Source organism: Caulobacter sp. RHG1, assembly GCF_013181195.1.
Taxonomy (GTDB): Bacteria; Pseudomonadota; Alphaproteobacteria; order Caulobacterales; family Caulobacteraceae; genus Caulobacter.
This window is the reverse complement of the sequence record NZ_SMZP01000004.1, coordinates 286,907-301,682: the sequence shown is the minus strand read 5'-3', so window position 1 is coordinate 301,682 and position 14,776 is coordinate 286,907. Positions and strand designations below refer to the sequence as shown.

General features: G+C 69.2%; 14 protein-coding genes. 5 read left to right on the top strand and 9 right to left on the bottom strand.

The window, feature by feature from the left end:
- The first annotated feature begins 48 nt into the window (after positions 1-48).
- From E1H18_RS12545 to E1H18_RS12530, 4 genes are read left to right on the top strand one after another with little or no spacing between them, the layout of a single operon-like run.
- Positions 49-816: a substrate-binding periplasmic protein gene (locus tag E1H18_RS12545; protein ID WP_370526490.1), complete on the top strand. Its 768-nt coding sequence runs from the start codon at positions 49-51 to the stop codon at positions 814-816.
- Positions 816-1,469, top strand: coding sequence for an amino acid ABC transporter permease (locus E1H18_RS12540; RefSeq protein ID WP_172268596.1), 654 nt, complete (start codon positions 816-818; stop codon positions 1,467-1,469). The genes E1H18_RS12545 and E1H18_RS12540 overlap by 1 nt, the downstream gene beginning before the upstream one ends.
- Complete coding sequence (locus E1H18_RS12535; RefSeq protein ID WP_172268593.1) at positions 1,466-2,191, top strand: amino acid ABC transporter ATP-binding protein; 726 nt, start codon at positions 1,466-1,468, stop codon at positions 2,189-2,191. Before E1H18_RS12540 ends, E1H18_RS12535 begins: the two co-directional genes overlap by 4 nt.
- A gap of 11 nt (positions 2,192-2,202) precedes the next feature.
- On the top strand, positions 2,203-2,661 hold the full coding sequence (locus E1H18_RS12530; protein ID WP_172268590.1) for a DUF3299 domain-containing protein: 459 nt from the start codon (positions 2,203-2,205) through the stop codon (positions 2,659-2,661).
- Here E1H18_RS12530 and E1H18_RS12525 read toward each other — a convergent pair.
- The 7 genes from E1H18_RS12525 to E1H18_RS12495 form a co-directional block, all read right to left on the bottom strand.
- Positions 2,658-3,593 carry a glyoxylate/hydroxypyruvate reductase A gene (locus tag E1H18_RS12525; RefSeq protein ID WP_172268587.1) on the bottom strand — a complete coding sequence of 312 codons (936 nt, stop codon included), beginning with the start codon at positions 3,591-3,593 and terminating at the stop codon, positions 2,658-2,660. The genes E1H18_RS12530 and E1H18_RS12525 overlap by 4 nt on opposite strands.
- Positions 3,594-3,626: 33 nt before the next feature.
- Positions 3,627-5,039 carry an FAD-binding oxidoreductase gene (locus E1H18_RS12520; RefSeq protein ID WP_172268584.1) on the bottom strand — a complete coding sequence of 471 codons (1,413 nt, stop codon included), beginning with the start codon at positions 5,037-5,039 and terminating at the stop codon, positions 3,627-3,629.
- 2 nt (positions 5,040-5,041) lie between these two features.
- Positions 5,042-5,398, bottom strand: coding sequence for a cupin domain-containing protein (locus E1H18_RS12515; RefSeq protein WP_172268581.1), 357 nt, complete (start codon positions 5,396-5,398; stop codon positions 5,042-5,044).
- A 3-nt stretch (positions 5,399-5,401) separates the two neighbouring features.
- Positions 5,402-6,880 carry an NAD-dependent succinate-semialdehyde dehydrogenase gene (locus tag E1H18_RS12510; RefSeq protein WP_172268578.1) on the bottom strand — a complete coding sequence of 493 codons (1,479 nt, stop codon included), beginning with the start codon at positions 6,878-6,880 and terminating at the stop codon, positions 5,402-5,404.
- Positions 6,880-8,181 (bottom strand): 4-aminobutyrate--2-oxoglutarate transaminase, encoded by a 1,302-nt coding sequence (gene gabT, locus E1H18_RS12505; RefSeq protein WP_194247992.1) that lies wholly within the window; start codon positions 8,179-8,181, stop codon positions 6,880-6,882. Before gabT ends, E1H18_RS12510 begins: the two co-directional genes overlap by 1 nt.
- 110 nt (positions 8,182-8,291) lie before the next feature.
- Positions 8,292-9,266 carry a LysR substrate-binding domain-containing protein gene (locus E1H18_RS12500; protein WP_172268576.1) on the bottom strand — a complete coding sequence of 325 codons (975 nt, stop codon included), beginning with the start codon at positions 9,264-9,266 and terminating at the stop codon, positions 8,292-8,294.
- A gap of 126 nt (positions 9,267-9,392) precedes the next feature.
- Positions 9,393-10,997: a hypothetical protein gene (locus tag E1H18_RS12495; RefSeq protein WP_172268573.1), complete on the bottom strand. Its 1,605-nt coding sequence runs from the start codon at positions 10,995-10,997 to the stop codon at positions 9,393-9,395.
- A gap of 191 nt (positions 10,998-11,188) precedes the next feature.
- Here E1H18_RS12495 and E1H18_RS12490 point away from each other — a divergent pair, with 191 nt between their 5' ends.
- Positions 11,189-13,399: an adenosylcobalamin-dependent ribonucleoside-diphosphate reductase gene (locus E1H18_RS12490; RefSeq protein WP_172268569.1), complete on the top strand. Its 2,211-nt coding sequence runs from the start codon at positions 11,189-11,191 to the stop codon at positions 13,397-13,399.
- On the opposite strand, the gene E1H18_RS12485 is transcribed toward E1H18_RS12490, so the two are convergent.
- Positions 13,396-13,908 carry a 6-carboxytetrahydropterin synthase gene (locus E1H18_RS12485; RefSeq protein WP_172268545.1) on the bottom strand — a complete coding sequence of 171 codons (513 nt, stop codon included), beginning with the start codon at positions 13,906-13,908 and terminating at the stop codon, positions 13,396-13,398. The genes E1H18_RS12490 and E1H18_RS12485 overlap by 4 nt on opposite strands.
- A complete protein-coding gene (locus E1H18_RS12480) occupies positions 13,908-14,675 on the bottom strand; it encodes a cyclic nucleotide-binding domain-containing protein (protein WP_172268542.1) in 768 nt (255 codons plus the stop codon). The genes E1H18_RS12485 and E1H18_RS12480 overlap by 1 nt, the downstream gene beginning before the upstream one ends.
- Positions 14,676-14,776: the final 101 nt, after the last annotated feature.

Sequence of the window (14,776 nt, the reverse complement as noted above, 5' to 3'; positions counted from 1 at the left end):
GGCCCGGTCCAGCGCCCAGGCCAGAATGCGCCGACACAAGAGGCTTTAGTGAACATCCAAGGCATTCCCACCCGCCGAACCCTGATGGCGATGAGCGGCGCGGCGCTGGCGCTGAGCGCATGCGGTCGCAAGGCCGGCGCGCCCGGCGCGCTGGTCGTCGGCTCGACCGCCACCGGCGCCCCGTTCAGCTTTCTCGACGTCAAGACCAACCGCCTGACCGGCGCGATGATCGACATCGCCCACGCGGTCGCGGCCAAGGCCGTACTGGAGGTCCGCATCGAGACCACCACCTTCGCGGCGCTGGTCCCCTCGCTGACCGCGCGCAAGATCGACATCGTCGCCGCCGGCATCCTGCGTACGCCCGAACGCGAGAAGGTCGTGGCCTTCACCGATCCGGTCTACGCCTATGGCGGCGGCGTGGTCACCGCTCAGAGCCAGACCCGCCCGATCCGCGCTCTGACGGACCTGAAAGGCCTCTCGGTCGGCGCCCAGGTCGGCACCCGCTTCGTCGACCAGCTGGCCCAAGCCGGCGTCACCGACGTCAAGACTTATGACAATCTGGGCGACATCCTGCAGGACCTGGGCAACGGCCGCATCGCGGCCGGCTATGGCGACGCGCCCATCCTGGCCCACCGCCTGCGCACCACGCCCAATCCCAAGCTGCGCATGGCCGCCGATTTCGTCCCGCCCTCGCGCGAGGACGTCTGCCTGCTGGTGCGCCGCGACGATCCGGCCCTGCTGGCCAAGCTGAACACGGCCATCGAACAGATCAAGACCACCGAGATCGCCGCGATCCTCAAGAAATGGTCTCTCTGATGAGCCAGTTCTTCACCGACGCGGTCCAGTTCCTGCCCATCCTGATATCCGGCCTGGGCGTGACGATCGCCGTCACCCTGGCGGCCCTGGTCATCAGCGTGGTCCTGGGCCTGGTCTGGGCCCTGATGGGCATATCCAAGAACCCCGTCCTGCGCGGGATCAGCCGGGTGGTGATCAACACCGTGCGCGGCATCCCGATCATCGTGCAACTGTTCTACGTCTATTTCGTGCTGCCCGAGCTGGGCGTCCAGCTGGATGCCTTCGTCGCCGGCGCGATCGGTCTGGGCATCGCCTATTCGGTCTATCAGGCCGAGAACTTCCGGGCCGGCTTCTCGTCGGTGGATCCGATGCTGATCGAGGCGGCCCAGGCGCTGGGCATGAGCGAGCGCAAGATCATGCTGCGCGTGATCATGCCGCTGGCCGTCCGCGTGACGCTGCCCCCGTTCGGCAACACGTCGGTGATGCTGCTCAAGGACTCCTCGATCGCCTCGACCATCACCGTCGCCGAGCTGACGCGCGCCGGCCAGCTACTGGCCGTCAGCACCTTCCAGAACATGTCGGTCTACACGCTGATCGCCCTGCTCTACCTGGCCATGAGCCTGCCCCTGACCTATCTGGTCGGCCGCCTCGAACGCAGGTTCGCCCGCAAATGATCAGCCTCAAGAACGTCAGCAAGTCCTTCGGCGACACCCAGGTGCTCAAGGACATCAGCTTCGAGATCCAGCGCGGCGAGGTCGTGTGCCTGATCGGGCCTTCGGGTTCGGGCAAGTCGACCATCCTGCGCTGCATCAACGGCCTGGAGCGGCACGACGGCGGCGAGATCAGCGTCGACGGGGCGCCCGTCACCGACAAGTCCCTGCCGGCCATTCGCGGCAAGGTCGCCATGGTGTTCCAGCGCTTCAACCTCTTCCCGCACCGCACGGCGCAGGAGAATGTCGCCGAGGGCCCAATCCACGTCGCCGGCCGGCCGGTCGCCGAAGCCATGGCCGAAGCCAAGACCCTGCTCGAGCGCGTGGGCCTGGCCGACAAGTGCGAGGCCTATCCGGCCAAGCTGTCGGGCGGCCAGCAGCAGCGGGTCGGCATCGCTCGGGCCCTGGCCATGAAGCCCCAGGCCATCCTGTTCGACGAACCGACCTCGGCCCTGGACCCCGAGCGGGTCGGCGAGGTGCTGAAGGTCATGCGGGCCCTGGCCGACGAGGGCATGACCATGGTCATCGTCACCCACGAGATCGGCTTCGCCCGCGAGGTCGCCGACCGGGTGCTGTTCATGGACGGCGGGCGCATCGTCGAGAGCGGTCCGGCCCGCGAGGTGCTGACCGCGCCCAAGGTCGAGCGCACCCGCGTGTTCCTCGACCGCGTCCTCAACCCGCTCTAGGAGCCCGAGCCATGATCGTTCGACGTGGACTGCTCACCAGCCTGACGGCGATGGCGGCCCTCGCGCCGCTCTCGCGGGCGCTGGCCCATCCCGGGGGCGACGAGAAGGACATCTCGCGCGATCCGATGTGGACGGTGCTGGGCGCCACGACGCTTAACCAGGCCCCGCCTGACTACGCCTACAAGGCGCAGTACCCAGCGGCGGTGACGGCGATGGACGGCCGCGAGATCGAGATCTCCGGCTTCATCACCCCGTTGACCATGGAGCGCCAGGCGCGGCAGTTCATCGTCTCGCGCTATTCGATCGAGTGCTGCCCCGAGGGCCGTCCCAATGAGATCGTCGAGGTCTTCGCCGACCAGCCGATCCTGCAGCAGAAGAGCGAGCAAGTTCGTCTGCGCGGCCAGTTCGAGGTGCAGGACAACGGTCAGGTCGGCCTGCTCTTCCGCCTCTCCGGCGCGCGCCTAGCCTAGTAGCCGGCCGAGCGGTCGACAAGATCGTGCAGGGTCTCGCCGGCCAGGCTCCGGCGGATATTGGCGACGATGGTCGGGCCCGCGGTTGCGGGCGGCGTCAGGGCCGAGGCATGCGGCACCACCGTGATGCGCGGATCGCTCCAGAACGGATGACCACCCGGCAGAGGCTCAGTGGCGAACACGTCCAGCGTGGCGTTGACCAGATGACCCGCGTCCAGCGCCGGGATCAGGTCGGGCTCAACCAGATGGGCGCCGCGACCGACATTGATCAGGCTGGCGCCCCACAGCTGCGAGAGCGTCCCGGCGTTCAGGATTCCGCGCGTCGCCGGCGTCAGCGGCAGCAGGCAGACCACCACTTCGCAGGGCTCCAGGAAGGCCTCGATCGGGCCATCGAATGAGGCGACGCCGGGGATGGTCTTGAGCGTTCGGCTCCAGCCCCGAACCTGGAAGCCGTTGGCGGCCAGGCTGGCGGCGCAGGCCGCGCCCAACTGGCCCAGCCCTAGGATGCCGACCGTGCGATCGCGTGCCAGCGGCGCAGCCAGTTGCCGCCAGACTCCCTCGCGCTGCTGGGCCTCATAGGCCGGCATCAGGCGGTGATAGTGCAGCACCCGGGCCAGCACGAACTCGACCATGCCCTGGGTCAGGCCCTCGTCGCGCATGCGAGCGATCGGCGCGTCCGGCAGGTCGGTGTCCTCCAGGATCCGGTCCACGCCCGCGCCGATGCATAGGACCGCCCGCAGGTTCGGAAACTGGCGCAGGAAGCCGTTGGGTTGGGCCCAGACGACGACGTAGTCGACCTCGTCCTTGTCGCCGGCGTCGGGCCAGACGCGCCACTCGAAGTCCGGCGCGGCCTGGCTCAGCACCGACAGCCAGGGTTCGGGCCGGACACCGAAACAGGCGAACAGCACCACCGTCTTGCCCTGAGCGTCCATCGAATCCCCGCCGGCTGTTTCTCGCGGCCAGCCCTACTGCTTGCTGAGCTGGCGGACCAGGGGCGCATCCAGCGGCGCGGGATCGCCGGCCTTGGCCGCCGCGTCCATGCGCGCGAAGCCGTCCTGCACGTAGCGCACGCCCAGCCAGCGGGCAGGCTCGGGCTCCCACTGCGGCGAGCGGTTGCCGACGCTGGGCAGGAACTCCAGCCCCGTCGGCTTGCCGGTGATCATCCCCGCCAGGATCCGCGCGGAGATGTTGGTCGTCGAGACCCCGCGTCCTGTGTAGCCGAACAGCTGGCCGACCTTGCTCTGCGGGTCGAAGCTGATCGTCGGCGTCCAGTCGCGCGACACGCCCAGATAGCCGGCCCAGCTGTGGGTGAAGGCGATCCCGTCCAGGGCGGGGAACCACTCGACCAGGGTCTCGCGCATGGTCTTGGCCGTGGCCGCGTCCCAGGGCTGATCCATGTTGGAGTGCATGTGATAGGGCGCGCCCCGGCTGCCGTACAGGATCCGGCCGTCGGTGGTCTTGGTGAAGTAGTCGACCATGTTGACCTGCGAGCCCAGGCCCTCGCCATCCGCCCAGCCGATGCTGGCCCATTGCGCGGGACTCAGCGGCTGCGTCAGCACGATCAGCGACGACATCGGCAGCAACGTCCGGCGATAGCGCGGCTGCTGGGTCAGATAGGCCTCGCCGGCCGCGACGATGGCCTTTCGGGCGATCAGCACGCCGTTGTCGGTGTGCAGGCGCGGCGTCGCGCCGGGCTCGAAAGCCGTTACCGACGATTGCTCGTAGATCACCCCGCCCAGACGCTCGACCGCATGCGCCAGGCCGCGCACCAGCTTGGCCGGATGCACGGTGGCGCTCCTGGGCGAATGCAAGGCGCCTTCGACCTGGGTTGCGCGGACCTTCTCGGAGGCTTCCTCCGCACCCAGCAACCGGTTCTGCTCGCCGAAACCCAACCGCTCATAGGCGCGGTGGGCCGCCTGGATCGCCGGGACCTGCGCCTTGCCGCGCGCCAAGCTGAGGATGCCCGTCTGCCTATATTCGGCGTCGAAGCCCTCCTGCTGACAGACGCGCCCGACTTCCTCGACCGCGTCGTACATGGCCTGCAGGGTCTTGTGGCCGATCTCGACGCCGTAGCGCTTGGCCAGGGTGCCGGCGTCCAGCGGATAGCGCGACGAACACCAGCCGCCATTGCGCCCCGAGGCGCCGTAGCCGCAGACATCCTTCTCCAGGATGGCCACCTGCAAGCCCGGATTGTCTCGCAACAAGTAGTAGGCGGTCCACAGGCCGGAGAAGCCGCCGCCCAGGATTGCGACGTCGACGGTGACCTGGCCCTTCAGCTGGGCGCGAGGCGTCAGGTCGTCCTGGCAGGTCTCCAGCCAATAGCTGGTGTCACGATAGGCCGGCGCTTCCGAGGCGGCCGTGAGGGTCTGCGGCCGCATGTTCATCGGGCTTCTTCGAAGATGACATAGGCCTTGCGGGCCGGGGTTTCGATCGTCCACACGCCGGCGGTGTTGGCCGGGAAATAAACCGCCTCGCCCGGGAGGATGCGGATCGGTTCGCCCTCATCCGGTTCGAACACGCACTCCCCCTCCAGGAAGACGCAGAATTCGGCGGCCAGCACCTGGCGGCGCCAGCGGCCGGGGCTGCATTCCCACACGCCGGTGCGGGTCGTCCCGGCGGCCTGAGAGACGAAGCTCTTCACGGCGATCTGCGAGACCGGCTCGCCAATCGGGACCGGCGCGGGATTGCCAGGCGGCATGGCGGCGAAGAGTTCGGCCGGCGCGAATTTGATGATCATGGCCTAATCCCCCGCGATGTCGCTGCACAGAAGTTTGAGTTCGACGAACTCGTCGACGCCGTGGCGCGAGCCTTCGCGGCCCAGGCCCGATTCCTTGACCCCGCCGAATGGGGCCATCTCGGTCGAGATCAGGCCGGTGTTGAGCCCGACCATGCCGTATTCCAGCGCTTCGCCGACCCGCCAGGAGCGGTCCAGGTCGCGGGTGAAGAGGTAGGCCGCTAGCCCTGCCGAGGTGTCGTTGGCGATCTCGATCGCCTCGGCTTCGGTCTCGAACCGGATCAGGCCGGCGACAGGGCCGAAGGTCTCCTCGCGGGCCATGGCCATGTCGCGGGTGACGCCCGTCAGCACCGTCGGCGCGTAGAAGAAGCCCGCGCCAGGCAAGGCCTCTCCGCCCGTCCGCACCGTCGCGCCACCGGCAAGAGCGTCCTCGACGTGGCGGGCCACCTTGGCGGCGGCGGCGGCGTTGATCAGCGGCCCCTGGTCGGTGGGACCGGCCAGGCCATCGCCCACCACCATTCGCGCGACCCGCGCCGTCAACTTCTCAGCGAAGGTCTCATAAACGCCGGCCTGCACCAGCAGACGGTTGGCGCAGACGCAGGTCTGGCCAGTGTTGCGAAACTTCGAGGCCATCGCCCCTTCGACCGCCTTGTCCAGGTCGGCGTCGTCGAAGACGATGAAGGGCGCGTTGCCGCCCAGCTCCAGCGACACCCGCTTGACCGTGGCCATGCAGCGGGCCGCCAGCATCTTCCCCACGGGCGTCGAGCCGGTGAAGGTGAACTTGCGCACGCGCGGATCGCCGGTCAGCACCTCGCCGATCGGCGCGGCCTGCCCGGTGATAACGTTGAACACGCCGGGCGGCACGCCGGCCTCCTCACCCAGAGCCGCCAGGGCCAGGGCGCTGAATGGGGTCAGCTCCGAGGGCTTCAGCACCACGGTGCAGCCCACCGCCAGGGCCGGGCCGACCTTGCGGGTGATCATCGCCGCGGGGAAGTTCCACGGCGTCACCGCCGCCACCACGCCGACCGGCTGTTTCAGGACCAGCAAGCGCTTGCTGGCGTCATGGCCGGGAATGACGTCGCCGTAGACCCGCTTGGCCTCCTCGGAGAACCATTCCAGGAAGCTGGCCGCATAGGCCACCTCGCCCCGCGCCTCGGCCAGGGGCTTGCCCTGCTCCGCCGTCATCAGCCGGGCCAGATCCTCGACGTTCTCCAGGATCAGGTCGCGCCACCGGCGCAGGATCGCCCCGCGCGCCTTGGCGCTCAGCTTGCGCCAGGGATCGAACGCCGCGTGCGCCGCCGCCACCGCCTGGGTCGCCGCCTCGGCGCCGAGATCGGGCACACCGCCGAGGCGCACGCCGGTGGCGGGCGAGGTCACGGCGATCGTGTCAAAGCCGCCGATCCATTCGCCGCCGACATAGGCGGCCTGGCGCAACAGGTCGGGCCGCCGCAGGGCCAGCGCCGGAACGTGGGTCGCGCCGTCCATCAGGCCACGTCCAGGCGCAGGCTGTCCTCGAGGATGTCGAGCCCCTCGTCCAGCTGCTCGAATGGGATGGTCAGGGGCGCAAGGATTCGGACGGTCTCGCCGCTGACGCCGCAGGTCAGCAGGATCAGGCCCCGCTCCAGGGCCCGCCCCGCGACCGCCTTGGCGCTAGCGCCGTCAGGCCGGCCGTCGGCGGTGAGCACATCGAAGGCGATCATCGCGCCAGGCCCGCGCAGGCCGCGCGTCGGGACAAGGTCGTTGCGCCCCTCGAAGCCGGCGATCCGTTCGCGCAGACGCACGCCGATCGTGTCGGCCCGAGCGCACAGGGCCTCGTCCTCCAGCACGTCCAGCACCGCCAGGGCCGCGGCGCAGGCGATCGGCGCGCCGCCATAGGTGCCGCCCAGGCCGCCAGGCTCGACAAAGTCCATCAGCGCCGCGCGGCCGATGACGCCCGACAGCGGGAAGCCGCCGGCCAGCGACTTGGCGACCGTGATCAAATCGGGCCGCACGCTCCAGTGCTCGGCCCCGAACATCTTGCCGGTGCGGCCAAAGCCGGTCTGCACCTCGTCGGCGATCAGCAGGATGCCGTGAGCGTCGCAGATCACCCGCAGCGCCGACATCAGCGCGTCGGGCGCGGGATGGAAGCCGCCCTCCCCCTGCACAGGCTCGACGATGATCGCCGCTACAGAACTGGGGTGCAGATCGGCGGCGAACAGGAAGTCCAGCGCCCGCAGGCTGTCCTCGACGCTGACGCCGTGGGCCGCGATGGGGAACGGGGCGTGGAAGATGTTGGCCGGCGCGCCGCCGAACATCCGCTTGTAGGGCGCGACCTTGCCGGTCAGGGCCGACGACAGGGTCGTGCGGCCGTGGAAACCGCCGGTGAAGGCGATGACGCCGGGCCGGCCAGTGGCGGCGCGGGCGATCTTGACCGCGTTCTCAACGGCCTCGGCGCCGCTGGTGAAGAAGATCGTCTTGGCCGCCCCCTCGATCGGGGCCAGGGCGTTCAGGCGCTCGGCCAACGCCACATAGGGCTCGTAGGCCAGGACCTGGAAGGCGGTGTGGGTGAAGCGCCCGAGCTGGTCCTGTACGGCCGCCATCACCCTCGGATGACGATGGCCGACGTTGAGAACCGCGATACCGCCGGCGAAGTCGACATAGCGCCGCCCCTCGACGTCCCAGACCTCCGAATTCAGCGCCCTGTCCGCATAGACGGCCGTCGAGCTGGCCACGCCCGCGGACACCGCCGCGCGGCGGCGCTCCAGCAAGGCTGCGTTGGAGACGGAAGCGATCGCGGAGGCGGACAAGGAGGATCTCTCAGGAAGCAAAACACCTGAGAGGATGCTCGGTCACAACCGGCGCGGTGCGGAGATGACAACTCCGCTGCGAGTGGTGACGAAAGGTCACCGATACCGGTCTACCAGCGCGCGGCTTCCGCGGCGGCCTCCTTCACCAGCCAGCGCCGGAAGGCCAGCAGGGCCGGCGTGCGCCAGCGGTCGCGGCGCGCGGAGAACACATAGGCGCCCATGACGATCGGCTGGGCGCCGACCCGCGCGCCCAGGTCGACCAGCCGCCCGGCCTTGAAATCGTCGCCGACCAGGAAGGCGTTGGCCAGGGCCAGACCCTCGCCGCGCCGGGCGGCGTCCACGGCCAGGTGGGCCTGCCACAGCTTGTGCCCTGATAGGTCAGGGCCGACGCTCACGCCGTTGGCCAGGAACCACGCCGTCCATTGGCGGGCGTTCTCTTCATGCAGAAGCGGCCCTTTCAGCAGGTCCGCGGCGGTTTGCGGCTCGCCCAGAATATCCAGGCGCGCAGGGCTGGCGACGGCCAGCACGGGCGGCCGGCCCAGTTGCACGGTCTCGATCTCGCCCGCCGGCGGCCTGTCCGGCGCGGCGTCGATCACGTAGCGGATGTCGGCGTCCATATCCCGACGGGTGAAATCCGGCGCGGTGTCGGACGGGCGCAGGACCAGCTGGATCTCGGGATGGGCCTGACGGAAGTCGGACAACCGGCCCAGAAGCCAGTTCGAGGCCAGGCCGGGGATGCATGAAATCTGCAAGGTCGGCTCGTCGGCCGCCCCCAGGAGATCGGCGGACGCGGCGGCGATATCGTGCAGGGCGGCGGTGATGCGGGCATGAAACTTGGCGCCGTCCGGCGTCAGCTTGCCGCCATTGACGCCGCGCTCGACCAGAGGAACGCCGGCCCAGACTTCCAGGCTTCGCAGATGGCGGCTCACCGCCGCATGGTCCAGTTCGAGCACGGCCGCAGCCTTGCGGATCCCGCCGAACTCGCCGACCGCCGCAAAGGCGCGTAAGGCGGTGAAGGGCGGTGTCGCGCGACGGTTCCAGAACACCATGCGCGGATCGTCGGTGGTCGGGGCGCGAGGCGGCATGCGGAACTCCTGTACCGCACCAAGCTAGGCCAGCCGGGAGAGCGTGTCATCGGTGCTGGAAGCTTCCAGTCCGGAAGCGGCTGACGCTCGACCGCCGCGCCCTTGCGAGCGCGGCGGTCTTGCCGGTCAGAAGCCGAAGCGCGCGCCCAGGCGCAAGCTGCCGCCCTCGCGACCGCCGCCATAGTCGCCGCCAGCCTCCAGGAACGCGATCGCGCCGCCAGACGCACGGAAGCTCACACCCGCCAGGACCTGGCCGTAGGTGCGGCCGCCGTCGCGGGACAGCTGCTCGGTGACGCCGCCGCTGACGAAGTCCAGGCGGTTCTTGATCGTCAGATCATGGGCCACGAACGCCGCGCCATAGGTGGTCAGCACCCCGCCCAGCAGGTCGTTGCGCGCCGTCCCTCGCACGCCCGCCTTGGCCACGAAGCCGGCGGCGGTGTCGAAGTCCAGCCGCTGACCGGCGACCAGCATGTCGTCCAGGCGCGTGCTGACATAGGCGATGCTGACCAGCTTCTCATAGGCCAGGCCATCGTCGCCGGAGCGCGCCCCAGCTTCGATCTGACCGCCATACGACGTCCCGTCGAACTTGGCCGCGAGACCGTCGAGGTTCGCCCGCGCCTTGATCGACTGGCGATCGACCTTGGCCAAGGCGTTCAGGAAATAGCCACTGTGGGTCAGGGCCAGGTAGCCGCCGAAGTTGGCGACGCCCAGCTTGACGTCCTGGCCGGCCAGCCCGCTGAACCGCATCTTCGTGTCGAGATAACCGGCCGTCAGACCCGCCACGACATGGTCCTCGCCCAGTCCGACATTGATCAGGTCGACGCCCATCTGACCGCCATAGCTGGTCTGCCGATAGTCCGTGCTCACCTTGCGATCGCCAACCGCGATGTCGTCGTCGCGATCCATGCGCTGGCCCAGCACCTGGCCCCACAGGCCCAGGCCGTCGGCGTCGGCCCCGGCGTCGCGCAGGCTGGCGACGTGGGCGCTCCAAGCGTCGGCGGTCTGGCGCCAGGCAGAGCCCGCGCCCTCGGAAATCTTCAACGCCTCGTAGGCCCGCCGCCCGGCCTGCCCCTGGAGGCGATAGGCGCCGGCGTCGAACGCCAGGCTATAGCGGATGAAGCCGATCTCGCTGTTCTCGATGCTGAAGGCGTCCTTGGCCGAGCCTGCGCCAGCCTTGACCAGAATCGGCCCCTTGTCGCCGGTCAGCACCGCCGTCTGGGCGGTCAGACCGCCCAGAACGATGGCGGTCTTGCCGTTGGCGACATCGCCGACGACCAACTGGTCCGCGCCGCTCGCGCCGACATCCAGACCCAGCCGGGACTGGCCGGCGCCGTTGTAGTCGTCCGGCAGGGTCAGGACGTCGCCGACCCGGCCGTTGCGCATGTCGATCAGGCCGTTGTTCTTCACGCCCTCCAGCGACAACAAGGTCACGCGCACCGGCGCGGTCGCATTGCCGCCGATCGTAATCGTTCCGTTGTTGGTCAGGGCGTCGGAACCGTCGCCGAAATTGATGTCCTCGACGAGGTCGACCGTCTTGTCGTTGGTGACCATGTCGTTGCCGTCGGTCAGCTCGGTCCCGCCGAAGTTCCGCGGCGCTTCCTGGGCGCTGGCCGCCAGTGGCGAGCCCAGAAGAAGGATGAGAGGGGTAAGCGCCGCCAGGATGTTCTTGGACGGCAGACATTGGCCCGCAGCCGGCGTGAGTCCGCCGACACGGTGAGTTGCATTCAACACTTACTGACTCCGTAAGCGATCGCGCCCCCGCGATGGCGGCGATCTACTATGGCGCGCACCTCCCGATCAAGGTTGCGCCGGCGTCCCGCGACTCGCTCGCAAAAACGACCCGTCCTTGCGCCTCGACAATCCCTCCGCATCGCGAATCCGGGAGCCTCGCCCTCCCCCTCATCGAGCCGGAGTCCCCCGTCATGACCTTCGAAACCGCCCTGGCCGCGGAAATCTGGGCGTCGAAGTACCGCTTCCACACCGCCGATGGCGGCGGCGACGCCACCGTGCAGGACACCTGGGCGCGCGTCGCGGACGCTGTCGCCCAGGCCGAGGATCCCGAACATCGCAGCGCCTGGCGCTCGCGGTTCCTGTCGGCGCTGGAGGACTTCCAGTTCATTCCTGCGGGCCGGATCCTGGCCGGGGCCGGCACGGCGCGGTCGGTCACCCTGTTCAACTGCTTCGTCATGGGGACGCTGCCCGACGACCTGCCCGGCATCTTCGACCATCTGCGCGAGGCGGCCGTGACCCTGCAGCAGGGCGGCGGCGTGGGCATGGACTTCTCGACCATCCGCCCGGCCGGCGCGCCGGTGCGCGGGGTGGGAGCCGACGCCTCGGGGCCCTTGAGCTTCATGGACGTCTGGGACTCGATGTGCCGCACCATCCTGTCGGCCGGCCAGCGGCGCGGGGCGATGATGGGCTGCCTGCGCATCGACCACCCCGACATCGAAGCCTTCATCGACGCCAAACGCACCGCCACCCGCCTGCGCAACTTCAACCTCTCGGTTTTGGTCACCGACGCCTTCCTCGAAGCCCTGCAACGTGACGAGGCGTGGCCGCTGGTCTTCAACGGTGAGGTCTATCGCACGGTCCCCGCCGCCGGCCTCTGGAAACGGCTGATGCAGGCGACCTACGACTGCGCCGAACCGGGGGTGATCTTCATCGACCGGGTCAACGCCCGGAACAACTTGGCCGACTGCGAAACCATCAGCGCCTCCAACCCCTGCGGCGAACAGATGCTGCCGCCCTATGGCGCGTGTCTGCTGGGTTCGATCAATCTGGCCCGGCTGGTGCCCGAGCCGTTCACGCCCGGCGCGGCGCTGGACGAGGAACGGCTGGCCGAGTTGACCCGCACCGCCATCCGCCTGCTGGACAACGTCATCGACATCTCGCGCTTTCCGCTGGAAGCCCAGGCGAAAGAGGCGCGCGACAAGCGGCGGCTGGGCCTGGGCATAACCGGCCTGGCCGACGCCCTGATCTTCTGCGGCCAGACCTATGGCTCGGAAGAGGCTGCCGAAACGACCCGCCGCTGGCTGGGCGTCATCAAGCGCGAAGCCTATCGCGCCTCGGCGCAACTGGCCGCCGAGAAAGGCCCCTACCCGTTCTACGATCCGGCGATCCTGGACCGGCCGAACCTGCTGGACCTGGACGAAGACACCCGCGCCCTGATCGCCCAACACGGCCTGCGCAACGGTTGCCTGACCTCGATCGCCCCGACCGGCACCACCTCGATCGTGGCCGGCAACGTCTCGTCGGGCGTCGAGCCGGTGTTCGCCTATTGCTATGTCCGAAAGGTGCGCCAGCCCGACGGCTCGACCCGCGACGAGGCCGTCGAGGACTACGCCCTGTCGGTGTGGAAGCGCCTGCGGGGCGACGAGGCCCCGCCGGCCGACGTCTTCGTCACCGCCCAGACCCTGACGCCCGCCCAGCACCTTCTGATGCAGGCGGCGGCGCAGGAGATGGTCGACAGCTCCATCTCCAAGACCGTCAACTGCCCCGAGGACATCGACTTCGACAGCTTCTGCGACGTCTATCTCGAAGGTTGGCGGATGGGCTGCAAGGGGCTGACGACCTATCGGCCCAACGCCATCACCGGCTCGGTGCTCTCAGTAGCCAGCGAGGCGCCGCCGCCGGAGCCGGAACCCTCGACGCTGCTGGCCCGCACCGATGCGCTGGAAGGCGTCACCTACAAGGTCAAGTGGCCGCACAGCGCCCACGCCGTCTACGTCACCCTCAACGACGCCCCCGATGGCGAGCGGCCATTCGAGATCTTCGTCAACTCCAAGAACATGGAGCACTACGCCTGGACCCTGGCCCTGACGCGGATGATCTCGGCCGTGTTCCGGCGCGGCGGCGACGTGGCCTTCGTGGCCGAGGAACTGAAGGCGGTGTTCGATCCCCAGGGCGGCGCCTGGCTGTCGGGTCGCTACGTGCCCTCGCTGCCAGCGGCGATCGGCGGGATCGTGGAACGGCATCTTGCCCGCACGCCCAGCGAGCCCGTGGATAAGGCCGAGCCCGACGCCAGCGCTCGTCCGTTCGTCCCCCGCGCCTGTCCCCGCTGCGGCGGTGGCAGCCTGCTCCGCAAGGAGGGCTGCGACAGCTGCCTGGACTGCGGCTATTCCAAGTGCGGTTAGGCTGCGCCCTGTAAGGCCCGGGTCAGCGCTTCGGCGCTGACCTGACGCAGCACCGCCTCCGGGTTTTCGTAGACCGCCCCGTTGGCGCCGTGCTCACGACACTCGACGCTGGCGACCCAGCAGCGGCCCTTGGTGGCGACCTCGATCAGGGTCTGCGCATGCTCGAAGACGTGGGCCGCCAGGGCCTCGGCGCTGACACCGGGCACGATGCGCACCTGGGCCAGGCCCAGGCGCTGCAGGCGCTCGAACTCGGCCCGGGCCGGATCGTCGGCGGCGACCAGCAGGGTGTGGTCGAACATGTGGTGCAGCCAGTCGCGGATGGCGCCGAAGCCGCTCTTGCCGAAGTCGACGACCCACCCGCGCGCGTCCAGCTGCTCGGCGGCGAAGTCGAAGACGAAGCCCAGCGAATAGCCGTGAAGCAGCTGGCAATGGCTCTCGGCCGCCCACTGACGATAGGCGCAGGACAGACCGCGATCCGCGCCATAGGTCTTGATCGAACGATAGGCCATCAGGCGACCACGTTGTCCTCGTGGGCGGCGCGCTCGCGGCCGGCCTGGCCCATCAGCACGCCAGCCACCGGCGTGGGATTGTCGATCAGCGGGTCGGGCCCGGCCAGCCGCGCCAGCAGCGCCGGCTTGGCGATGGTCACCAGCGGCCCGTCGACCTGGACCCCGTACTCGCCGAGCGCCGCGAAGGCCCTCGACAGGCTTTCAGGCGTTACGCCCAGCAGCGAGGCCAGCATCCGCTTCTGCAGCGGCAGGCGCACGATCGCCCCGCCCTGCCGGCGCTGCTGTACCAGCAGGTAATTGGCCAGGCGCACCAGCGGCGCGCGCAGCTTGTAGGCCTTCAAGGTGCGGACCACACCGCTGTAGCAGCCCGACAACTCCTCGATCACCGCCAGGGCCACGCGGGCGTCCTCGCGGATGATGCGGCGGAAGACCTCGCCGGGCACCATCAGGAGCTGGCTGCGCGCCAGGGTGCGGGCGGTCATCAGGGCCGGCGCCTCCAGCACCACCGAGGCCACCACGAAGGTCGACAGCGGCCGCAGGATCGCCAGGGTCGAGTCGCGGTCGCGCCAAGTGCCCTCCAGCTCCACAGCGCCCTGAAGCAGGATGTAGAGGAAATCGTTGTGGTCGCCTTCGGTGACGAGGTCGGCGCCCTTGGGGGTCCATTGCAGGAAGGCGCTCTGGCTGATGAGCGCCATGGATTCGTTACTGGCCTGGGCCAGCAGCGGCAGCTCGCGGATACGGGCGAGATCGGCGGGTTTGATCGACATGAAGGGGCCTCGGAACGGCTGTCGGAGCCGTCGACTCTAGGCCGCCGAGGCCGACCTGACGTTGCGCCACGTCAAACTTCCATCAAGCGTCGCCTTGGCGA